Annotated in this window: 24 protein-coding genes; 16 read left to right on the top strand and 8 right to left on the bottom strand. The window is 69.8% G+C overall.

The features are described from left to right. Nucleotides 1-105 precede the first annotated feature (105 nt). The 12 genes from QSK35_RS00470 (at nucleotide 106) to QSK35_RS00415 (ending at nucleotide 11,829) form a co-directional block, all read left to right on the top strand. Entirely contained in the window at nucleotides 106-711 is a 606-nt protein-coding gene (locus QSK35_RS00470) for a hypothetical protein (RefSeq protein WP_285741159.1), read from the top strand. A 247-nt stretch (nucleotides 712-958) separates the two neighbouring features. Continuing rightward, the gene (locus QSK35_RS00465; protein ID WP_285741158.1) at nucleotides 959-1,309 is read left to right on the top strand and encodes an ArsR/SmtB family transcription factor; all 351 of its coding nucleotides are present in this window, start codon (nucleotides 959-961) and stop codon (nucleotides 1,307-1,309) included. A gap of 89 nt (nucleotides 1,310-1,398) precedes the next feature. Next, nucleotides 1,399-1,845, top strand: a complete 447-nt coding sequence (locus tag QSK35_RS00460) for an NADH-quinone oxidoreductase subunit B family protein (protein WP_285741157.1) — start codon at nucleotides 1,399-1,401, stop codon at nucleotides 1,843-1,845. Beyond that, nucleotides 1,842-3,848: a proton-conducting transporter transmembrane domain-containing protein gene (locus tag QSK35_RS00455; protein ID WP_285741156.1), complete on the top strand. Its 2,007-nt coding sequence runs from the start codon at nucleotides 1,842-1,844 to the stop codon at nucleotides 3,846-3,848. Before QSK35_RS00460 ends, QSK35_RS00455 begins: the two co-directional genes overlap by 4 nt. Beyond that, nucleotides 3,845-4,792, top strand: coding sequence for a respiratory chain complex I subunit 1 family protein (locus QSK35_RS00450; RefSeq protein WP_285741155.1), 948 nt, complete (start codon nucleotides 3,845-3,847; stop codon nucleotides 4,790-4,792). The genes QSK35_RS00455 and QSK35_RS00450 overlap by 4 nt, the downstream gene beginning before the upstream one ends. Nucleotides 4,793-4,817: 25 nt before the next feature. Continuing rightward, on the top strand, nucleotides 4,818-5,480 hold the full coding sequence (locus QSK35_RS00445; protein ID WP_285741154.1) for a hypothetical protein: 663 nt from the start codon (nucleotides 4,818-4,820) through the stop codon (nucleotides 5,478-5,480). Then, entirely contained in the window at nucleotides 5,480-6,934 is a 1,455-nt protein-coding gene (locus tag QSK35_RS00440) for a proton-conducting transporter transmembrane domain-containing protein (RefSeq protein ID WP_285741153.1), read from the top strand. Before QSK35_RS00445 ends, QSK35_RS00440 begins: the two co-directional genes overlap by 1 nt. Then, a complete protein-coding gene (locus QSK35_RS00435; RefSeq protein ID WP_285741152.1) occupies nucleotides 6,931-8,412 on the top strand; it encodes a hydrogenase large subunit in 1,482 nt (493 codons plus the stop codon). The genes QSK35_RS00440 and QSK35_RS00435 overlap by 4 nt, the downstream gene beginning before the upstream one ends. A gap of 99 nt (nucleotides 8,413-8,511) precedes the next feature. Continuing rightward, a complete protein-coding gene (locus QSK35_RS00430; protein WP_285741151.1) occupies nucleotides 8,512-8,712 on the top strand; it encodes a hypothetical protein in 201 nt (66 codons plus the stop codon). After that, complete coding sequence (locus QSK35_RS00425; RefSeq protein WP_285741150.1) at nucleotides 8,709-9,473, top strand: hypothetical protein; 765 nt, start codon at nucleotides 8,709-8,711, stop codon at nucleotides 9,471-9,473. Before QSK35_RS00430 ends, QSK35_RS00425 begins: the two co-directional genes overlap by 4 nt. Next, the gene (locus QSK35_RS00420) at nucleotides 9,470-11,287 is read left to right on the top strand and encodes a phosphoenolpyruvate carboxykinase (GTP) (RefSeq protein ID WP_285741149.1); all 1,818 of its coding nucleotides are present in this window, start codon (nucleotides 9,470-9,472) and stop codon (nucleotides 11,285-11,287) included. The genes QSK35_RS00425 and QSK35_RS00420 overlap by 4 nt, the downstream gene beginning before the upstream one ends. A gap of 173 nt (nucleotides 11,288-11,460) precedes the next feature. Beyond that, nucleotides 11,461-11,829, top strand: a complete 369-nt coding sequence (locus QSK35_RS00415) for an ArsR/SmtB family transcription factor (protein WP_285741148.1) — start codon at nucleotides 11,461-11,463, stop codon at nucleotides 11,827-11,829. A 17-nt stretch (nucleotides 11,830-11,846) separates the two neighbouring features. On the opposite strand, the gene QSK35_RS00410 is transcribed toward QSK35_RS00415, so the two are convergent. The 5 genes from QSK35_RS00410 to QSK35_RS00390 all read right to left on the bottom strand — a co-directional run bounded on the left by QSK35_RS00410 (nucleotide 11,847) and on the right by QSK35_RS00390 (nucleotide 14,389). Next, complete coding sequence (locus QSK35_RS00410; protein WP_285741147.1) at nucleotides 11,847-12,512, bottom strand: CBS domain-containing protein; 666 nt, start codon at nucleotides 12,510-12,512, stop codon at nucleotides 11,847-11,849. A gap of 345 nt (nucleotides 12,513-12,857) precedes the next feature. Continuing rightward, nucleotides 12,858-13,199, bottom strand: a complete 342-nt coding sequence (locus QSK35_RS00405) for a J domain-containing protein (protein ID WP_285741146.1) — start codon at nucleotides 13,197-13,199, stop codon at nucleotides 12,858-12,860. Nucleotides 13,200-13,206: 7 nt separating this feature from the next. Further along, nucleotides 13,207-13,557 carry a hypothetical protein gene (locus QSK35_RS00400; RefSeq protein ID WP_285741145.1) on the bottom strand — a complete coding sequence of 117 codons (351 nt, stop codon included), beginning with the start codon at nucleotides 13,555-13,557 and terminating at the stop codon, nucleotides 13,207-13,209. Further along, entirely contained in the window at nucleotides 13,554-13,769 is a 216-nt protein-coding gene (locus QSK35_RS00395; protein ID WP_285741144.1) for an Rv3202a family protein, read from the bottom strand. The genes QSK35_RS00400 and QSK35_RS00395 overlap by 4 nt, the downstream gene beginning before the upstream one ends. 281 nt (nucleotides 13,770-14,050) lie before the next feature. Further along, nucleotides 14,051-14,389, bottom strand: coding sequence for a hypothetical protein (locus tag QSK35_RS00390; protein WP_285741143.1), 339 nt, complete (start codon nucleotides 14,387-14,389; stop codon nucleotides 14,051-14,053). A 128-nt stretch (nucleotides 14,390-14,517) separates the two neighbouring features. Between QSK35_RS00390 and QSK35_RS00385 the strand changes: the two genes are divergently transcribed. Further along, entirely contained in the window at nucleotides 14,518-14,853 is a 336-nt protein-coding gene (locus tag QSK35_RS00385) for a MerR family transcriptional regulator (protein ID WP_285741142.1), read from the top strand. On the opposite strand, the gene QSK35_RS00380 is transcribed toward QSK35_RS00385, so the two are convergent. From QSK35_RS00380 to QSK35_RS00370, 3 genes are all read right to left on the bottom strand, one after another. After that, entirely contained in the window at nucleotides 14,831-15,346 is a 516-nt protein-coding gene (locus QSK35_RS00380) for a YflT domain-containing protein (RefSeq protein ID WP_285741141.1), read from the bottom strand. The genes QSK35_RS00385 and QSK35_RS00380 overlap by 23 nt on opposite strands. Further along, complete coding sequence (locus QSK35_RS00375; protein WP_285741140.1) at nucleotides 15,312-16,169, bottom strand: coiled-coil domain-containing protein; 858 nt, start codon at nucleotides 16,167-16,169, stop codon at nucleotides 15,312-15,314. The genes QSK35_RS00380 and QSK35_RS00375 overlap by 35 nt, the downstream gene beginning before the upstream one ends. Nucleotides 16,170-16,242: 73 nt before the next feature. Continuing rightward, nucleotides 16,243-16,698: an Hsp20/alpha crystallin family protein gene (locus QSK35_RS00370; RefSeq protein ID WP_285741139.1), complete on the bottom strand. Its 456-nt coding sequence runs from the start codon at nucleotides 16,696-16,698 to the stop codon at nucleotides 16,243-16,245. A 310-nt stretch (nucleotides 16,699-17,008) separates the two neighbouring features. On the opposite strand from QSK35_RS00370, the gene groL reads away from it, so the two are divergent. The 3 genes from groL to QSK35_RS00355 all read left to right on the top strand — a co-directional run bounded on the left by groL (nucleotide 17,009) and on the right by QSK35_RS00355 (nucleotide 19,886). Further along, entirely contained in the window at nucleotides 17,009-18,625 is a 1,617-nt protein-coding gene (groL, locus tag QSK35_RS00365; RefSeq protein ID WP_285741138.1) for a chaperonin GroEL, read from the top strand. Between the two features lie 120 nt (nucleotides 18,626-18,745). After that, a complete protein-coding gene (locus tag QSK35_RS00360; RefSeq protein ID WP_285741137.1) occupies nucleotides 18,746-19,162 on the top strand; it encodes an Hsp20/alpha crystallin family protein in 417 nt (138 codons plus the stop codon). Nucleotides 19,163-19,517: 355 nt separating this feature from the next. Then, entirely contained in the window at nucleotides 19,518-19,886 is a 369-nt protein-coding gene (locus QSK35_RS00355) for a hypothetical protein (RefSeq protein WP_285741136.1), read from the top strand. Nucleotides 19,887-20,094: the final 208 nt, after the last annotated feature.

Genomic DNA, 20,094 nt, shown 5'->3' with positions numbered 1-20,094 from the left:
CCTCACTGTGACCGGCGGGGTCCTCACCGGACACAGCCCTGCGCACCGTGGACGTGGGGACCTTCGTCTCTGCGTTCGATCTCGCCCCTCGCGCAGCTTGAAGACATGGCAACCAAGACGGCGACCCACGATCTCACCAAGGCCTGGTTCCGCTGGGTGACGGCAGGCGAGTTCGCGGGCTTCCTCGCCCCCGCACTCGCCGGCGCGCTCACGTCGTCACCGGTACTCCTGGTGGTGGCGGGTATCGCGGAGGGCGCGATCCTCGGGACCGCACAAGCTCTTGTGCTGCGCCGGGTACTGCCCAAGCTGAAGACCGCCGAGTGGGTGGGCGTCACCGCACTCGCGGCCGGGTTCGCGTGGGCGGTCGCGATGGTCGCCGTCAGCAACGGCGCGCGGCTCGCCGCCCTGCCGCTGGTGGTGCAACTCCTCATCGCGGCCGTCGCCGGAACCGGCGTGCTGCTGTCCATCGGCATCGCCCAGTGGCTCGTCCTGCATCACCAGGTCACTGGGGCCCACGTGTGGGTGTGGGCCAACGCGATCGCATGGGGTGCGGGCCTGATCGTGTTCACGGCGGTCACCACTCCCCTGTGGCAACCCGGCCAGCCGCCCGTACTGATCGCGCTCATCGGCGCGCTCGGCGGCCTGCTGATGGCGGCCACGATGGCCGCGATCACCGGCGCCACGCTCGCCCGTCTCGTGAAACGGAGCTGACATGACCACCGCGCCGGCCCGCACCGCCCATCCGGTGATCAGCACGTTCAGCGGACTCGTGGCCCTGTCCGCGCGGGCGGGCGACGGGTTCGCCCCACATCAACCGTGCGTACCGCGCCGCTCCGGCTCCACGCGGGCGTCGGCACGCGCTTCCCAACGCTCTGCAGCTATTCGGACTTGCTAAGATTAGCAACTACTGAACCTGTTGTATGACTCTTCAGGTGTCGGCGACGAAGGAGATCCGCAGATGAGCACGCCGCTGTACCAGCTCAAGGCGGAGTTCTTCAAGACGCTGGGTCATCCCGTGCGGATCAGGGTGCTGGAGTTGCTCAGTCAGCGGGAGCTCGCGGTCGCGGACCTCGTGGCGGAGGTGGGGGTCGAGCCGGCGCACCTGTCGCAGCAGCTCACGGTCTTGCGCCACGCCGGTCTGGTGACCACGCGCAAAGCGGGATCCGCCGCCTTCTACTCGCTGACCAGCCCAGAGATCGCCGGCCTGCTGGTGGTCGCGCGCCGGATCCTGTCCGGCGTGTTGTCCGGCCAGATGGAGCTGCTCGCCGATCTGCGTGCGCCAGTCCCTCCGGTGCGGCACAGCGGTTGAGCCGCTCCCTTTCCCCTCATGTCTGACTCGATCCATCGCGGGAGCACGATGTGCTGAGGTTGTGGCGCAAGATCCGCACTGTTGGCCGGGTGGCGGAACCAGCGCCTCTCCCGCCCGCCACCGACCAGCCTCCTGCCGCGGCCGCGTTGGCCGGGTCGGTGCAGATCCGGCATGTGGACGCCGGTTCGTGCAACGGCTGTGAGGTGGAGATCGGGTCGGCGTTCGGCCCGGTGTACGACGGCGAGCGGTATGGGGCGCGGCTGGTGGCGTCACCGCGCCACGCCGACGCCCTGCTGGTGACCGGTGTGGTGACCCGGAACATGGCCGAGCCGTTACGGCGGACGTTCGAGGCGGTGCCGGCGCCGAAGCTGGTCGTGGCGGTCGGAGACTGCGCGCGCAACTGCGGTGTGTTCGCCGGTGCCTACGGGGTGGCCGGCGCGGTGGGCGACATCGTGCCGGTCGACCTGGAGATCGCGGGGTGCCCGCCCAGGCCGGAGGCGATCGTGGACGGGCTGCGGAAGTTGACGGGCCGATGAACCTGGCGGCGACCGGCCTCGCGTGCGCGGTGGCCATAGGGGTGCTGACCGCGCTGGCGGCCCTGGTGGTGCCCGCCCGGTCGGCGGTGGTGGGTGTGGGCACGGTGCTGAGCGGTGCGGCGGCGATGCTCGCCGGGTGCGCGGCGATGAGTGGAGTTTCGTTCGTGGTGGCGTTGCCCGCGCTGTTGCCGCTGTCCGGGATGTTGTTCACGTTGGACGCGCTGGGCGGGTTGTTCGTCGCGGTCACCGGTGCGGTCGCCGTGGCGGTGGGGGTCTACGGAATCTCCTACACGCGCGCGCCCGATCTGCGGGCGCGCGGCGTGCAGGCGGTGTTGCCGCTGTTCGTGGTCGCGATGGTGCTGGTGCCCGCGGCGGCCAGTGCGGGCGCGTTCCTGGTGTGCTGGGAACTGATGGCGTTGTTCTCACTGCTGCTGGTGGTGGCCGAGCACCGGCGCCGGCCGGAGGTGGCGTCGGCGGGCCGCTGGTACGCGGTGATGACGCATCTGGGCTTCTTGTCGGTCCTGATTGGACTGATGGTGTTCGTCGCACGGGCCGGAGACGACTCGTTCTCCGCTCTGCGTGACTCCGCCAGGCACCTGTCGCCGTTGGTGGCGGGCGTGGTGTTCGTGCTGGCGCTGCTGGGGTTCGCGTCGAAGGCCGGCATCGTGCCGCTGCACGCGTGGCTGCCGCGGGCGCATCCGGAGGCACCGAGTCATGTGTCGGCGTTGATGTCGGCGGCGATGGTGAACCTCGGCGTGTACGGGCTGGTGCGGGTCGGGTTCGACCTGCTCGGCGGCGGCCCGGTCTGGTGGTGGCTGCTGGTGCTCGTGCTGGGCGCGGTGTCCGCGGTGTACGGGATCCTGCAGGCGGCGATGAGCACCGACCTGAAGCGGCTGCTGGGGCAGTCGACGACGGAGAACATGGGGCTGGTGCTGGTCGGGGTCGGCGCGGCCGGGCTGTTCGCCTCCTCCGGCAACCGGACGCTGGCCGGGCTGGCACTGGTGGCCGCCCTGCTGCACGTGGTCGGGCACGCGGCGTTCAAGACCTTGCTGTTCCTCGCGGCGGGATCGGTCCTGCACGCGACCGGTACTCGTGATCTCGACGAACTGGGCGGCTTGCGGCCGGTGATGCCGGTGACCACGGCGGCGTTCGGCCTGGGTGCGCTGGCCGCGTCGGCGCTGCCACCGGGAACGGCGTTCGTGTCGGAGTGGTTGCTGCTGCAGGCGTTGATCCACGGCCTGCCCGCGTCGGGTGTGGCGGCGGCGGTCGCGATGCCGGTGGCGGTGGCCGCGGTGGCCCTGACCGCCGGGCTGGCGGTGGCGACGTTCGTGAAGGCGTTCGGGGTGGGGTTCCTCGCCAAGCCGCGCAGCGCCGCGGCGGCGGGTGCGCACGAGAGTCCGGTCACCATGCTGGCCGGAATGGGCATCGCCGCGGTGGCGTGCGCGGTACTGGCGCTGGCTCCCGCCGTGGTGCTACCGGGGATCGAGGCCGCCGCGCGCGTCGCGGGTGATCCGGCGGTGTCGGGTGCGGTGACGTTGCGACTGACCGGGGTCACCGGCGCCTTGTCGCCGGTGCTGCTCGGCCTGGCGCTCATCGTGGCTGTCGTGGCGCTGGCGGGTGTCGTACGGGTGGTCGCGACGCACCGGGTGCGCCGGGAGGCGCGGTTGTGGGACTGCGGCGGCGGGCCGATGTCACCGCGGATGGAGTACACGGCGACATCGTTCGCCGAGCCGTTGCAGCGGGTGTTCGACGACGTGGTGCAGCCCGAACTGGATGTGGACGTGACCCACCACGAGGAGTCGCGATACCTGGTGCGCGCCGTGGAGTACCGGCGAAAGGTGCCGGACCGGATCGAACGGCGGCTGTACCAGCCGGTGCTCCGGTTCGTCGCCACGTGCGGGGAACGAGGACGCGTGCTGGCCACGGGCAGCGTGCACCGGTACCTCGGTTATGGCTTCTACACCGTGTGCGGTCTGCTGCTCCTGCTGGCGGTGACGCGATGAGTGCGTTGGGCGTCGTCGGCGGGATCGCGCAGCCGGTGCTGATCGTGGCCGGGTCACCGCTGCTGGTCGGAGTGATGCGGCAGGTCCGGGCGCGGCTGGAAGGCCGGGCCGGCGCCGGTGTCCGGCAGCCGTGGCGGGATCTGCGCAAGTTGCTGCGCAAGGAAACGATCACGCCGCGCGGCACGAGCGAGGTGTTCCGGATCGCGCCGCTGCTGCTGGTGGCGACCAGCCTGGTGGTCGCGGTGGTGGTGCCGTTCGTGACGACCGACTCGGCGATCGATCCGGTTGCGGATCTGTTCGCGGTGGTGGCGCTGCTGGCGCTGGGAGCGGTGGCGCTCGCGCTGGCCGGCCTGGACACCGGCACGGCTTTCGGTGGGATGGGCGCGAGCCGGGAGATGACCATCCTCGCCCTGGTGGAGCCGACGCTGCTCGTGGCGATCTTCGCGCTGTCGGTTCGAGTGGGGTCGACCAACCTCGGCGCGATCGTGTCCTCGACCCTGCACGACCCGGCGCGGGTGCTGTCCCCGGCGAGCCTGCTGGCCGCGGTCGCCCTGATCGTCGTCATCGTGGCCGAGACCGGGCGGCTGCCCGTGGACAACCCGTCCACGCACCTCGAGCTGACGATGGTGCACGAGGCGATGGTCCTGGAGTACGCGGGCCCGGATCTCGCGCTGATCGAACTGGCGTCGGCGATGCGGCTGTCGGTGTTCCTCGGGCTGCTGGCGAACCTGTTCCTGCCGTGGGGCATCGCCACCGCCGCCACTCCGGCGGCATTGGTGGTCGGCGTGCTGGCCCTGGTCGTGAAGGTCGGGCTGCTCGGTGTCGTGCTCGCCGCCGGTGAGGTGTTCCTGGCCAAGCTGCGGCTGTTCCGGGTGCCGGAACTGCTGGCCGGGTCGTTCCTGCTGGCACTGCTGGCCGTCGCGGCCTCGTACTTCCTCGCCTGAAACCCTTGCGCCGAAAGAGATCTCCATGAGCGAGACCCTGTACGTACAGCTGCTCGACCTGGCCTGCGGTGGCTTGCTGCTGACCGCGGTCCTGGTGCTGTGGCGCCGGGAACTAGCCGTGATCATCCGGGTGTTCGCGGTGCAGGGTGCCGCGCTCGCCGCGCTGGTCGCGGTGCTGGCCACCCGCGAGGGCTCGGCCGAGCTCTGGGCGGTGGCAGTCGGTGTGCTGGTGTTGCGCGCCGGTGTGCTGCCGCACCTCTTACGCCGGGCGCTGGCCGGTGCGGGCGAAGCGCGACGGGAGACCCGGCCGCTGGTGAACGTGGCGGCGTCGCTGCTGGCCGCAGCGGTGTTGACGCTGCTGGCCTACGCGGTCTCACAGCCGCTCGTGGCGCTGTCACCATCCGCGGCGACGCAGGCGATCCCAGTCGGCGTCACGGTGGTACTGATCGGGTTCTTCGTGCTGGTGACCCGGCGGCGAGCATTGTCACAGCTGGTCGGGTTCCTGTTGATGGACAACGGGATCACCGCGGTCGGCTTCCTCACCACCGCCGGCGTCGGCCTCGTCGTGGAGCTCGGAGTGTCACTGGACGTGCTCCTCGCGGTGCTGGTGCTGCAGATCCTCACCTCCCGGATGCGGGAGACCTTCGGCGACACCGATCTGGACGAACTGCGGGAGTTGCGCGACTGATGATGCTTCTGGTTCCCGTCGTGCTGCCCCTGCTCGGCGCGCTCGTCTACCTCCTCTTCGGCTGGCGGCGCGCCACCGCGTGGGTCAGCGCGGTCAGCGCCGGCCTGCTGCTCGCGGTCGCGGTCACGCTCGCCGCCGGGGTGACCCGGTCCGGTCCGCGGACCGCGATGGCCGGACTGCTGCGGGCCGATGCCCTGTCTGCCTACATGCTGCTGGTCATCGCGGCGGTCGCGGTGCTGGCCACCGCCGCCACCCCCGCCTTCCTGCGGACCGAGATCAACGCCGGCCGCGCCACGGCACGCACCGGCACCCGGCACAGCCTGCTGGTGCAGCTGTTCCTGGCCGCGATGACGCTGGCGGTGCTGGCGGCGAACCTCGGCGTGGTGTGGGTGGCGATCGAGGCGACGACCATCGTCACCGCGTTCCTGGTCGGCCAGCGCCGCACCCGCGCCGCGGTCGAGGCGGCGTGGAAGTACGTGGTGATCTGCTCGGCCGGGATCGCGCTCGCGTTGCTGGGCACCATCGTGCTCAACTTCGCGTCCACCCACGCCCCCGGTGCGGCCGGGCTGGATCTGGCCGCGCTCGCCGCCCACGCCGACGGGCTGGATCCCGGTGTCACCCGCATCGCGGTGGTGCTGCTGATCCTGGGGTTCGGCACCAAGGCCGGTCTCGCGCCACTGCACGCGTGGCTACCCGACGCGCACTCGCAGGCGCCGGCACCGGTGTCGGCGTTGATGTCCGGTGTGCTGCTGTCGGTGGCGTTCTACGCGATCCTGCGGGTCAAGGTGATCGCCGACGGTGCGCTGGGCACCGGATTCGCCCGTGCCGCCCTGCTCGTCATGGCGCTGACGTCGCTGGCACTCGCCGCGGCGCTGCTGATCGGGATCCGTGACTACAAGCGGATGCTGGCCTACTCCAGCATCGAGCATCTCGGACTGGTCGCCTTCGGCGCCGCGCTCGGCAGCCCGGCGGCACTGGCCGCGGCACTGTTGCACGTGCTGGGCCATGGTCTGGCCAAAGCGGTGCTGTTCCTCGGCGCCGGACAGGTCCTGCAGCTCACCGGCACCAGCCGCGTCGACGGTGTCCGCGGCCTGGCCTCCCGCCACCCCGCCCTCGCCGGCTGTTTCGGGCTGGGCGTACTGGCGCTCGTCGGACTGCCCCCGTTCAGCCTGTTCGCCAGCGAGCTGGGCATCGCCCGCGCCGCCTTCACCGCCGGACTGGCATGGCAGACCGGCCTCGCACTCGTACTGGTGCTGGTGATCGGCGCCGCGCTCGTCAACCACACCAGCCGGATGCTGCTCGGCGCAGCCCACGATCATCCGGTGCCCGCCGCCTCACCGGTTCCGGTCGTGCTGCTGGCCGGCTTGATGGTGTGCGCGGCACTCGGCATCGCCGCGGGACCGGTGCCGGTCCTGCTGAACTCCGCGACGCACACCCTGGTGGTGACACGATGATCACGACGATCACGGCCGGCGAACTGCCCGAGCACGCCACATCGTTGCTGGAAAAGGGCTTCCGGCTCGCCCTGGCGGCCGGGCACGACGACGCCGGACCCGATGCCGGCGGGTTGCGGGCGGTGTACCTGTTCATCGCGGCCGCGCCCGACCGAAGGGTCGAACTGCACGTCCCGCTGGACCGCGACCACCCGGAGGTGCCGAGCCTGGCGCGCCTGTCGTTCCCCGCCGGGCGCTTCGAACGCGAGATGCGCGACCTGTTCGGCATCGTGCCCACCGACCACCCGCTCCCCCAGCGACTGGTACGCCACTTCCACTGGCCACAGGGCTGGTATCCGATGCTCGCCGCCGCGGGCGAGCCGCCACAGTTCGGCGACGTCGACGGCCCGTATCCCTTCCGGACGGTGGAAGGTCCCGGTGTGTACGAGATCCCGGTCGGGCCGGTGCACGCGGGCATGATCGGCCCAGGCCACTTCCGGTTCTCGGTGGTCGGCGAGACCATCCTCAACCTCAAGGCCCGCCTCTGGTTCGTCCACAGAGGACTCGAAAAGCTGTTCCAGGGCCGTCGTCCCGAGGCCGCGATCGAGCTGGCCGAACGCGTCAGTGGCGACACCACCGTCGGACACACCCTCGCGTTCTGCCTGGCCGTCGAAGACGCCCACCAGGTCACCGTGCCTCCGGCCGCGCAACGAATCCGGGCGATCCTGCTGGAGCTGGAACGTCTCTACAACCACATCACCGACATCGGCGCCCTGTGCAACGACGTCGCCTACGGCGTGCTCAACGCCCAGGCCCAGCGGGTACGCGAACAGCTGCTGCGGATCAACGACCGCGTGACCGGACACCGGTTGCTGCGCGGCGCCATCCACCCTGGCGGCGCCAGGGTGGCCGCACTGCCCGGCCCCGCCGAACTGGCCGCGATCGGCACCGACGTGGGCGAACTGGTCGGCCTCGCCCTGTCCAACACCGTGGTCACCGACCGGTTCACCGGCACCGCCGTGCTCACCGCCGCGCAAGCCACCGATCTCGGCACCGTGGGCGTGGTCGCTCGCGCCAGCGGCCTGACCATCGACGCCCGCCACGACCACCCGTTCATGTCCGCGCAGTTCCCCCGCCCCGAGCACACCCGCACGGACGGCGACGTGCTGTCCCGATTCCTGGTGCGCGCCGAGGAGATGGCCACCTCCATCGCCATGATCACCAGCCTCGCCGACATGGTCGGCGACCGCTTGACCGCCACCGCTCCGATCACCAGCGGCGGTGGCCGATCCGGCGTCGGCATCGTGGAGGGCTGGCGCGGCATGATCACGCACCGGATCGAAACCGCCCCCGACGGCACCCTGACCCGCGTGAAGATCGTCGATCCCAGCTTCTTCAACTGGCCCGCGCTACCGGTCGCCCTGGCCGACACGATCGTTCCCGACTTCCCCCTGACCAACAAGAGCTTCAACCTCTCCTACGCCGGCAACGACCTGTAGCGGCACACCACGCTGTGTCCGATCTCGCATGGACAACACTTGCGAAGTTTATTAAGTGCGCACATGATGGAACCTGCAGTCGAGGGGAGTGCGGGAGCGATGAACGAGTTCGAATCGACCTTGCGGAACAAGATCTCCGAGGCGGTACTGACGCTCGGTGAAGCCCAGCAGGCCGGCCACGAATACGAGATCCATCTGCACGGAGCCCGGATCCGCGACCTGCTCGATGTGGCCGAGCGTCACGGCATCGACACCAGCGGCTGGGTCAGCCCGGCGCAGCCCGTGAAGCACACCTGGTGAGAACGAACGACCGGTCCGGGCACGTGGTGGCGGTGGTCGGCGGAGTCGGCGCCACATCCGGCGTGCTCCGCACGTATGCGTCCGTCGTCGAGGACATGGCGGGACTGGAGACCCGCGTCATCGCGTCGGACTACGGCCTGCATGACCTCGCGCCCGACATCGGTGCGGTCGTCCTGGTGCGCACCGCCCCCGAGCGGGCGCAGCGGCTGCGCGACTCCCTCACCGGACTGCCGGTCGTCACCGATCAGGACACCACCGCGATCGCCCTGGCCGCCGCGGTGCACAACACCCTGTCCCGCATCGGTCGCGCACCCGAGGCCAGCCGGATCGTCATCGCGGGCGCCCGGACGATGCCCGCGTTGTGCCCGCTGCTGCTGGCGGCCGGAATCGGCGACATCACCACCTGGAACCCCCGCGACGCCATGGTGTTCCCGCTGCGGCGCATCGCCGCCGACGCGGACGCCGTGATCAACCTGGTGGGCGGCGGCGGCCGGTTCGCCTGGCCGCGACACGACACACCGGCCGTGATCGTGCCCGACCCGGGACGCGACCCGCTGCTCGCCTTACCCGGCCTGCTCCGGGCGCTCACCCAGGACTCGTTCATCCAGCTGACCGTCGACGTCCAGCACGCCTGCGCAATGGCACTCGCGGCGGTCACGCCATCCGGCCACCAGCTTCCCCGCTGGCCCGAACCCTCCCTCGTCACGCAGATCGCCGATGCCGCAGCAGCGCCACGGCACCCGCAAGGAGACCCACGATGACCACCACGGCCACCACGCCTGGACTGCACCCGGCGCCGACCACGCACCAAGGGCTGCTGGCGTGGGTATCCGAGGTCGCCGCGCTGACCACCCCCGACCAGGTGGTGTGGTGCGACGGATCCCCGCAGGAGTGGCAGGTCCTGACCGACAAGCTCGTGGCAGCCGGGACGTTCGTGCGGCTGGAGCAGAAACCCAACTCGTTCTGGTGTGCCTCAGACCCGAGCGACGTCGCCAGGGTCGAGGACCGCACCTACATCTGCTCGGCCGACGAGGCCGACGCCGGTCCGACCAACAACTGGATGGACCCGGTGGACATGAAGGTCATCATGACCGAGCACTACCGGGGCAGCATGGCCGGCCGCACGATGTACGTCATCCCGTTCTGCATGGGTCCGCTCACCGCCGAGAAACCCATGCTGGGAGTGGAGATCACCGACTCCGAGTACGTGGTCGCGTCGATGCACATCATGACCCGCATGGGCACCAAGGCCCTCGCGCTGTTCGGTGACGACGCCGAGTTCGTGCGCTGTCTGCACTCGGTCGGTGCGCCGCTCAAGCCCAGGCAGGCCGACGTGCCGTGGCCGTGCGACCAGACCAAGTACATCACCCAGTTCCCCGAGGAACGGATGATCTGGAGCTACGGCTCCGGCTACGGCGGCAACGCCCTGCTCGGCAAGAAGTGCTACTCCCTGCGCATCGCCTCGGTCATCGCCCGCCAGGAGGGCTGGCTGGCCGAGCACATGCTGATCCTCAAGCTCACCTCACCCCAGAACAAGGTCCACTTCATCGCGGCCGCGTTCCCCAGCTCGTGCGGCAAGACCAACCTCGCCATGCTCGAACCGGCCCTGCCCGGCTGGAAGGTCGAGACCCTGGGCGACGACATCGCCTGGATGCGCTTCGGCGAGGACGGCCGCCTGTACGCGGTGAACCCGGAGAACGGCTTCTTCGGTGTCGCACCCGGCACCGGCTGGAAGACCAACCCGAACGCCATGCGCACGCTGGCCGAGGGCAACTCGATCTTCACCAACGTCGCGCTGACCGACGACGGCGACGTCTGGTGGGAGGGCTACTCCGAGACGCCTCCCGAGTACCTCACCTCCTGGCGGCGTGAGGACTGGAGGCCGTTGTCCGACGATCCCTCGTCCCATCCGAACTCCCGCTACTGCACCCCGATCGCCCAGTGCCCCATCGCCGCGCCGGAGTGGGACGACCCGAACGGGGTACCGATCTCGGCGATCTTCTTCGGCGGCCGCCGCGCCACCACCATCCCGCTGGTCACCGAGTCCTTCGACTGGCAGCACGGGGTGTTCATGGGTGCCACGCTGTCGTCGGAGACCACGGCCGCGGCGACCGGCCAGGTCGGCGTGGTGCGCCGCGACCCGATGGCGATGCTGCCGTTCATCGGCTACCACGCCGGCGACTACTTCCAGCACTGGATCAACACCGGCAAACACGCCGACACCACCAAGCTGCCGAAGATCTTCTACGTCAACTGGTTCCGCCGCGCCGACGACGGCCGCTTCCTCTGGCCCGGCTTCAGCGAGAACGCCCGTGTCCTCAAATGGGCGATCGAGCGCATCGAGGGCGACGGCACGGCATTCAAGACCCCGATCGGCTGGGTTCCGGGAGTGAACGCGCTCGACCTCGACGGCCTGGACGCGCCGCTCGAGGACGTGTGGCAGGCACTCGACGTCGACCTCGACGAGTGGCGCGCCGAGCTCCCGCTGATCGAGCAGTGGTTCGCCACGATCGGCGACAAGCTGCCCACCGCGCTGCACGACGAGCTCGAGGCACTCAGACACCGCCTCGGCTGAGAGCGCCTGCGGGTCGCCGCCACGATCACCTCGGTCGCAGGCACGGCATACCATTGGCGACTAAGTAAAGTCGGCAACTGCTGAACAGCGTTGATGCGCATCCCGATTCGGCGCTTCGGGGACCGACCAGGGAGGATCAACATCATGACGACGACCTGCAGGACGGCACCGCGGTGAGCAGGCCCCTCTACCAGCTCAAAGCCGAGTTCTTCAAGACACTCGGCCATCCGGCGCGCATCCGGGTACTCGAGCTGCTCAGCCAGCGTGAGCACTCGGTCGCCGAAATGCTGCCGGAAGTCGGCATCGAAGCGGCCAACCTCTCCCAGCACCTCGCGGTCCTGCGCCGCACAGGCCTGGTCACCACCCGCAAAGAAGGGTCCAACGTCCACTACTCACTGACCAGCCCGCACGTCGCCGAACTGCTCGCCGTCGCCCGGCGCATCCTCACCGGCGTCATCTCCGGCCAGATGGAACTGCTCGAAGGCCTGCGCACCGCGGCCGTCACCGCGCCGGTCGATCACAACAACACAGCGCAGGACTGAGTCCGGCTGTCGCAGGCTCACAACCCGGTGATCATCAGGTCGTCGACATCGAAATCGAGGTTGTTGCGCACCGCGATCACACCGGGGACACCACGCACGGTCCACTCGGCCCGCTCGGCGGCACTGCGCACGCTGAGAGCTCCCTCGAGCGTGACCACACCGTCGGCCACGTGAACCGCGACGCGGCATGACCGGCGGTCGCAGCCGAACAACTGCCGCTCGACGTCGGCCCGGATGCAGTCATCGCCGCGCAGGAACACCCGCAAGGTGTCATGTGGCCTGAGCACCCCCACCAATGTGCCCGCTTCGTTCACGACGCACAGCATGCTCGCCTGCTCGCCAGTGAGGACGTGCAGCGCCGTGCGCAGCGGGGTCTCGCCGGTGACCACCACCGCCGGAGCCGTCATGAGTTCGCCGGCACGGGTACCGGCGGCCTTGTGCCACTGAGCCCGCCAGCGCGATCCCCCCAGCAAGGGCGGATGGATCGCGCCACCGTGGAACTCCAGTTTGGTGGCCAGATCCGCCTCCGACACGACGCCCAGCGGGCGGCCGATGGGGTCGATGACCGGAATGTCGCGGACGTCGGTAGCGATCACGGTGGCGACGAGTTCCTTGAACGGCGTGTCAGGCACCGCGGTGACGACGTTCCGGCACATCACATCGATGGTCTTCGGTTCGCTCATGTCCAGCCTCCCGCGTCCGTGCGAGCTGCTTGCAGACTTAGTCAGTTTAGCAACTGCTGAAACAGCGTGATAGACGACGAACGGAAAGGCGTTGAACCCGTGACCGTCGACGACATCAAGGCGATCCGCGAAGCCAGGGAAGAAGCTCGGCGAATCACCACGATCCCGCGCGGCACGATCTGTTCGGTCGCTACGCCCAAGACACCGGCCACCACCTGAAGATCGCCAACCGCCGGCGCCGTGCCGATGCCGTAGTCGCCCTGCTTCTGTCCACAATGGCCGCTCTGGGAAATGCCACCACGGCTGGCGTTCGCACACCGTTGCGGGGCTCCTCTACGTGTCCGGTCAGCCGTTCAGGTGGGTGCGGACCGGGCCCACACGGATGTCCGGCCGTTCACGACGGGAGCTGCGGACGCGGACCGGGATCGGGACTCCGCTCGCAGCCGGCGGGGTGCCGGTGGGCGGCGCGGCGTTCTGGGTGTTGTGGCGACCGGCGTCGCGCAGTTCGGCGTGAGCGGCCACCACCTGAGCCAGCCGTGCCGGGTCGGCCGGCTCCGCGTGGGTGTCCGGGTGGAGGGTGAGGAGAAGTGCCCGGTAGGCCGCGCGGATCTGGGCAGGGGTGGCGTCGCGCGGGACCCCGAGTACGCGGTAGGGGTCCGGTGATGACGGGTCTCGGTGCGCCGGCATGGTCTGGTCACTTCCGCGGCCAGGTGACGAGAGGTCCGCTGCCTGGGAGGAGTTGGGCGTTGAGGTGGCTCAGCGCGGTGCCGGCCTCGCGGCAGGCGCGCTGGGCCGGTTCGGCGTGATCGTCGGAGTGCGGCTCGTGCCGTTGTGGACGGTCGCCGGTGCAGGCCGCCGGTGCGGCGGTGAAATCGCTGATCGCGCCCAGCGGGTGGATCAGCCGCCACGAGTCGGCGCGCGCCGTGGCGAGATCGGGCGCGCGGCACCCGTCGGCGTACTCGACGACCGCGTGGTGGGCGGCCTGCTCCAGCACCGTGCTCAAGCCTGCCCCGGCGCCTGGTTCCGGCCGGTCGGCACGGCTCATGTCCAGACTCCGGCGGGGTCCGGTTCGTCGTCGGGCAGAGGCACGACGCGGCGCTGGTCGGCGACATCGGCGGGGTCGGCCTCGAGCACCTCGCCCAGCTCGGCGGTGTCGTCGCGATCGGGCACACCGTCGGGTTCGATCTCGTTGAGCTCCGGCCAGGCGGGACGCAGCTGGTCGGTCACGTCGTTCCACGGCTTGTCCAGGTCGATCACGGGTGTTCCCCCTTCGCGGTTGCCGTCCCGGCACGATCCGATGCCCGCCACGGCATCCGGTGGCCGTGGCGGGCGTGATCGGGCTCAACTCGAAGATCTGCAGATGTGCATCGCTCCGGCAAGGTCCGGCTTGCCGCACCGAGTGGATCGGTGCCGGCCCGTGGCGGTCGCCCTTGTCGCGTCACGAGACGCAGACCGGTTGTCGCGTCGAGGCGGGAACCGGCGGGATGCTGGGCGAGCGGCCACGATGGTCGCTGCCGTGCCCTGCCCGCTATCACCTCCTACATGGCGTTCGAGGTGTCAGGTCGAGGGGTGACCGTGGCGCATGCCGGGCGCGGAGGAGAGCGCTCCCGCGCGCCGACTCTGCGTGCCGTCCGGGCGAGGTCACCGGACTCCCGGCCGGACGATGTCGCCCTCTCAGTCGGTGACGCCGGGTGGCGAGGACGCTCGCGCGGGTGCCGGCGAGGCGGTGGAACGAACGATTCGAGGAAGTTCGCGGCCATGATCTCGTCGAACTCCGCCCGCACCCAGTCGAGGTCGGCGGCGACCACGTCCGCGAACATCGGCTCGCCGCCGTGTTCGACGTGTGGGACCACGCTCTCGCCAACCATCTCGATCACTCCCAGGCAACTGTCACCAGGTCACTGACCGACACTTTTCTTATAGCGCGCACTGTAGATTGTGTCAAGCAACTGCTGAAGATAGCCTTGAGCAGGGGATGTACTCAGGGTTCAAGGAGCCGCCCACCGTGCCCCTCAACGACCTCGACGACACGGACTACCCGGCCTACACCACCGGGCAGGCCGCCGAGCTGCTCGGTGTGCAGCAGGCGTTCTTGCGCAGCCTGGACACCGCGGACCTGCTGCGCCCGCAACGCTCCGACGGCGGGCACCGCCGCTACAGCCGGCGCCAGCTCGAGCTCGCGGGCCGGATCCGCGTGCTGTTCGACGAGGGCCACACGCTCGCCGCGACGGCCCGCATCATCGGGCTGGAGGACGAACTCGCCGCCGCCCACGACCAGATCAGCGAGCTGCGCCGGCAACTGGGCCGGGACGCCGGGGTCAGGCGTTCGGAGCTGCGGTGAGCGCCAGCGCGGCCAGCAGGTCTCGGCCCTTCTCGGCGTTGCGGGGCTCGCACAGGACGTCGTACCGGTTGGCCACGAGCTGGGTAGTCGAAGCGAAGTCGCGGCGGCCTCCCAGCGCGGCATAGCCCGCGGCGGCGAACGCGGTGCCGAAGACGACACCGGTGAGCAGTCCGATGACGATCGGTGCGAGCACCGGTCCGGTGCTGAACAGGCCGAGCAGCAGCCCGACGAACAGGCCGAACCAGGCGCCGGACGCCGCGCCGCCACTGAGTACGCGTGGCCAGGTGAGCCTGGCGGTGACGCGTTCGACCACCATCGGCTCGACGCCGACGATGGTGACGTCCCCGACCGGGAAGTCGTTGTCCGCCAAGTGGTCCACGGCGCGCTGGGCTTCGGTGTAGGTGGCGTAGGAGCCGATCGGCCAGCCGGTGGGCGGAGTGGGCAACCCGGCCGGGCGCTCAGCAATGAACGGGTTCGCGGGGGCGCTGATCATGGTGGATCACCTCCATCGTCACAATGGTTTCCTCGGGCAGCGGCCGCAGCAACGGCTCGGCGTCGGCCAGAAGTGCTTGTGCGGCACGGAGTTCCTCGGCGACGCGCCGGCGACACCGGTCCAGGAGGTCGACGCGGTGCTCGGCGTCGGCGACGATGCGGCGCGCGTGCTCGGTGGCCTCGCGGACGATCCGGTCGGCGCGGGCCTGCGCGGCGCGCTGCTGGTCCGCCAGTGCGCGCATCGCCTCGGCGCGGCGTTGTGCCATCGCCTGCTCGAAGTCCGACTCGACCTGCCGACGGACCTGCGCGGCCTGGTCGTCGAGTTCGCGGCGGCGGCGTTCGGCCTGCCGGGTCATCGTCTCGACCTCGGCGTGGGCGCGGTCCATCAGCGCGCGGTGCTCGGTCTCCGCCTCCGCGCGGCGCCGGTCGAGTTCGGCCACGACGTGTTCGGCGCGCCGGCGCAACCGGTCGGCGGCGCGGTGAGCGTTCGCCCAGTCCTGCTCGGCGGCGATCCGGGCGCGGGTGGTGATCTCCTCGGCTTCGGCGTGGGCGAGCTCGACCATGCGCCGCAGCCGCTCGCTGAGGGCGTCGGGATCGACCGGGGTGCGGCAGATCCGGTCGGCGCGTGCCCGCAGCTCGGCGTTCTCCGTGCGGGCGGCTTCCAGTTGCCGGGCAAGGGACTCGGCGCGGGCGAGGGCGGAATCCCGGTCGGCGGTGAGCACCGCCAGTTCGCCTTCCACCTCACGCACGTAGTGCTGGACCTGTTCGTGGTCGTAGCCGCGCCAGCGCACGTCGAAGTCGGTTCGCAGCGGCAACAACTCCACTCCCCCTGCTCCTTCCGGTGCGACAGCGCCGCCGGCCGCGGCCGGGGCAGACCGCGGCCGACGGCGGCGGGTGTTACTTGCCGTTGATCGCGATGCGGCGTGGCTTGGCCGCCTCGGTCTTGGGCACGCGGACGGTCAGCACACCGTCGGCGAGATCGGCCTGGATCTTGTCGGCGTCGACGTCCTGCGGCAGCGTCACCCGGTAGGAGAACTGCCCGACGCGCCGGGTGCGGTGGCGGAACAGCCCTTGCCGTTCCTTCTCCTTGACCTCACCGCTGATCGACAGCTCGGTGCCGGCCAGATCGACCGTGATGTCGTCGCGCTTGACGCCCGGCAGCTCGACCTCCACCAGGTAGGCCTCGCCGGTCTCGGTCACGTCGGCCAGCGGGGCCCAGGCGCGCACGCGGTCACCGACGGTGCCGGCGACCGACTCCATCCACCTGCCCAGCTGACCGTAGAGGTCCTCGAACTCGCGGAACGGGTCCCAGCGGCCCAGCGGGGCCGACGATCGCACAGCAGGCAGTGCCATGACTTTCACCTCCATGAGAGCCACAACGAACACTCATCCCGAACGACGAACTTGAGTCCTAGATTGTTCCCAAACCTGAGCCGGTTGGACTCAACCATTGGTGTGACGTGCGTCATCCGGACGCCACCCCCGACGAACTGGTTGCACTCGGCTCTCGACGGTGCTATCAGAGAACTGTTAGCACTCAACCCCATCGAGTGCTAACGGCCGGGCCGGTGAGGCTGCTCGGCGGTTCGTCGAGTCGTCTTCCGTCGCGGGCATCAGGCCCGGCTGGGTACCTGTGGTTCGGATGTTCGGAAGGACTGCGCGAATGGCGAAGTTGATCGCGTTCGACGAGGACGCCCGCCGCGGTCTCGAGCGGGGTATGAACACCCTCGCGAACGCAGTCAAGGTGACGCTCGGCCCGAAGGGCCGCAATGTCGTGCTGGAGAAGAAGTGGGGCGCGCCGACGATCACGAACGACGGCGTCTCCATCGCGAAGGAGATCGAGCTCGAGGACCCGTGGGAGAAGATCGGGGCCGAGCTCGTCAAGGAAGTCGCGAAGAAGACCGACGACGTCGCGGGTGACGGCACCACCACGGCGACCGTCCTCGCTCAGGCCCTGGTGCGCGAGGGTCTGCGCAACGTGGCCGCCGGCGCCAACCCGCTGGGGCTCAAGCGCGGCATCGAGAAGGCCGTCGAGGCGGTGACCGAGCAGGTGCTCAAGACCGCCGTCGAGCTGGAGACCAAGGAGCAGATCGCGGCGACGGCGTCGATCTCCGCGGGCGATGCCACCATCGGTGAACTGATCGCGGAGGCGATGGACAAGGCCGGCCGGGACGGCGTGATCACGGTCGAGGAGAGCAACACCCTCGGTCTCGAGCTCGAGCTCACCGAGGGCATGCGCTTCGACAAGGGCTACATCTCCGGCTACTTCGTGACCGACCCGGAGCGTCAGGAAGCAGTGCTGGAGGACGCCTACGTCCTGCTGCACCAGGGCAAGATCAGTTCGGTGAAGGACCTGCTCCCGTTGCTGGAGAAGGTGATCCAGTCCGGCAAGCCCCTGCTGGTCATCGCCGAGGACGTCGAGGGCGAGGCCCTGGCGACCCTGGTCGTCAACAAGATCCGTGGCACGTTCAAGTCCGTCGCCGTCAAGGCTCCGGGCTTCGGTGACCGCCGCAAGGCGATGCTGCAGGACATCGCGATCCTGACCGGTGGCCAGGTCATCAGCGAGGACGTCGGGCTGAAGCTGGAGAACGCCGACATCTCGCTGCTGGGCAAGGCGCGCAAGGTCGTCGTCACGAAGGACGACACGACCATCGTCGAGGGCAGCGGTGACGCCGAGGCGATCCAGGGACGGATCAGCCAGATCCGCGCCGAGATCGAAAAGACCGATTCCGACTACGACCGCGAGAAGCTGCAGGAGCGCCTGGCGAAGCTCGCCGGTGGCGTCGCCGTCATCAAGGCGGGTGCCGCGACCGAGGTCGAGCTGAAGGAGCGCAAGCACCGCATCGAGGACGCGGTGCGCAACGCCAAGGCCGCCGTCGAGGAGGGCATCGTCGCCGGTGGCGGTGTGACGCTGCTGCAGGCCGCGAAGACCTGCTTCGACGGGCTCGGACTGGAGGGCGACGAGGCGATCGGCGCCAACATCGTCCGGGTCGCCGTCGAGGCGCCGCTCAAGCAGATCGCGGTCAACGCCGGTCTCGAGGGCGGAGTGGTCGTCGACAAGGTCAAGTCCCTGCCGCCCGGCCACGGCCTCAACGCGCTGAGCGGCGAGTACGAGGACCTGATGGCGGCGGGGGTCATCGACCCGGCCAAGGTCACCCGCTCCGCGCTGCAGAACGCGGCCTCGATCGCGGCGCTGTTCCTCACCACCGAGGCCGTCGTCGCCGAGAAACCCGAGCAGGAGAAGGCTCCTGCCGCTCCCGCCGAAGGCATGGACTACTGAAGCCACCTGTGCGCCATCCAGGTGAACTCGTTTGCTATAGGGAACAGTGGTCCTGGGTGGCGCGTTACTGGTGGTGTCACAGGCGGAACAACGTCCACGAGAGGGAAGGAGAAGAACGCCATGCTGATGCGCACCGACCCGTTCCAGCTGCTGGACCAGCTGACCCAGCGGCTCGCCGGGAACGCCTCATTCCGATCGGCACTGCCCATCGACGCCTACCGCGACAGCAACCAGCTCGTGGTGCACTTCGACCTGCCCGGTGTGAGCGCCGACTCCATCGACGTCGACGTGCAGGGCAACGTCCTCACCGTCAAGGCGCAGCGCACCACCGTCGCGGACAACGTGGAGATGGTGGTCAGCGAGCGGCCGTCCGGCACGTTCAACCGCCAGCTGTACCTCGGCGACAACCTGGACACCGGCAAGATCCAGGCCGGCTACGACGCCGGCGTGCTGACGCTGCGCATCCCGATCGCGGAGCAGGCCAAGCCCCGCAAGATCGCCATTGCCAGTGGGGAAAAGCAGGCGATCACCGCCTGACGGCGAGGACCGGCCCGCGCTCGCGGCGGCGCGAGTCAGGAACGCGGCCATCGTGAAGTGAGCCGCCCTGCGTCGGGAAGACGCGTATGCCGCCGTTAGTGGCAGGTACACCGCCGGTTCGGGCCGGTCGCCGCCGAGGTGGCGACCGGCCCGGTCGTTTCCGCCGGCCGCATCCGCTCCCGGCTCCCGGTTGCCGTCGACGGACACACTCACGACGTCACGCGACCACCTGGATGCCGACCGAGCCGAACCGCACACCGTTCCCGCACCCGCCCGAGTCCTGCATCACGGCTCCCTCACGACCGGAGCGGCAAGATGTGACCAGGGTTGCGTCGCCAGACAGAAGGAGCTCCACATGCTCAGCTGGTCGACCATCGCGTACGGAGCCGGGCTCTCGGCGGTGCTGGCCGTCGTCCTGGTCGCCCTGCTGGTGCCCAAGCGACACGTCGGGGTGATTCTGACCGCGGGCATCGCGGCCGGCCTCGGGCCCGCGGCGTGGAACGCGATTCTCAACGCGGTGCACGCGCCGGGTTTCTTCACCGACGCGCCGATCCGGTGGTTCCCGGTCAGCTGGCAGGACACCGGCAGCGGCGTGTTCGCCATCGCCACGGCCGCCGTGCTGCTCGGCCTTGGACCGCAGGGCAGCGACTCGGGCAGGCGCGTCGCCGTTGTCTCCTTCCTCGCCGGCATCGCGGCGTTGGTGGTCGATGTCTACCTCTACTGACCGGCAACGCCTCGGCGTCGCCCGTACGCGCGAGCAGATCGACCGGATCGCCGAGGAGATCGTCGACAACCACTTCCCCGATGGATGACCATCGACAGCGGCCGCCGATGATCAGGTTTACGCGCGGGCGATCAGGGGAAGCCCGTCTGGACGTGGCCGGAGCGTAGGAGTTGTTGTTCCACCGCGATCAGTCAGGGACGACTGGTTG

This window comes from Lentzea sp. NBRC 105346 (assembly GCF_030269605.1).
In the GTDB taxonomy this organism is placed as follows: domain Bacteria; phylum Actinomycetota; class Actinomycetes; order Mycobacteriales; family Pseudonocardiaceae; genus Lentzea.
This window is presented reverse-complemented; position numbering and strand designations above follow the sequence as displayed.

Coding starts and splice junctions, on each gene's coding strand:
- QSK35_RS00470 (WP_285741159.1), top strand. CDS start 106: ATGGCAACCAAGACGGCGACCCACGATCTCACCAAGGCCTGGTTCCGC.
- QSK35_RS00465 (WP_285741158.1), top strand. CDS start 959: ATGAGCACGCCGCTGTACCAGCTCAAGGCGGAGTTCTTCAAGACGCTG.
- QSK35_RS00455 (WP_285741156.1), top strand. CDS start 1,842: ATGAACCTGGCGGCGACCGGCCTCGCGTGCGCGGTGGCCATAGGGGTG.
- QSK35_RS00450 (WP_285741155.1), top strand. CDS start 3,845: ATGAGTGCGTTGGGCGTCGTCGGCGGGATCGCGCAGCCGGTGCTGATC.
- QSK35_RS00445 (WP_285741154.1), top strand. CDS start 4,818: ATGAGCGAGACCCTGTACGTACAGCTGCTCGACCTGGCCTGCGGTGGC.
- QSK35_RS00440 (WP_285741153.1), top strand. CDS start 5,480: ATGATGCTTCTGGTTCCCGTCGTGCTGCCCCTGCTCGGCGCGCTCGTC.
- QSK35_RS00435 (WP_285741152.1), top strand. CDS start 6,931: ATGATCACGACGATCACGGCCGGCGAACTGCCCGAGCACGCCACATCG.
- QSK35_RS00430 (WP_285741151.1), top strand. CDS start 8,512: ATGAACGAGTTCGAATCGACCTTGCGGAACAAGATCTCCGAGGCGGTA.
- QSK35_RS00420 (WP_285741149.1), top strand. CDS start 9,470: ATGACCACCACGGCCACCACGCCTGGACTGCACCCGGCGCCGACCACG.
- QSK35_RS00410 (WP_285741147.1), bottom strand. CDS start 12,512: ATGAGCGAACCGAAGACCATCGATGTGATGTGCCGGAACGTCGTCACC.
- QSK35_RS00405 (WP_285741146.1), bottom strand. CDS start 13,199: ATGCCGGCGCACCGAGACCCGTCATCACCGGACCCCTACCGCGTACTC.
- QSK35_RS00400 (WP_285741145.1), bottom strand. CDS start 13,557: ATGAGCCGTGCCGACCGGCCGGAACCAGGCGCCGGGGCAGGCTTGAGC.
- QSK35_RS00380 (WP_285741141.1), bottom strand. CDS start 15,346: ATGATCAGCGCCCCCGCGAACCCGTTCATTGCTGAGCGCCCGGCCGGG.
- QSK35_RS00370 (WP_285741139.1), bottom strand. CDS start 16,698: ATGGCACTGCCTGCTGTGCGATCGTCGGCCCCGCTGGGCCGCTGGGAC.
- groL (WP_285741138.1), top strand. CDS start 17,009: ATGGCGAAGTTGATCGCGTTCGACGAGGACGCCCGCCGCGGTCTCGAG.
- QSK35_RS00360 (WP_285741137.1), top strand. CDS start 18,746: ATGCTGATGCGCACCGACCCGTTCCAGCTGCTGGACCAGCTGACCCAG.
- QSK35_RS00355 (WP_285741136.1), top strand. CDS start 19,518: ATGCTCAGCTGGTCGACCATCGCGTACGGAGCCGGGCTCTCGGCGGTG.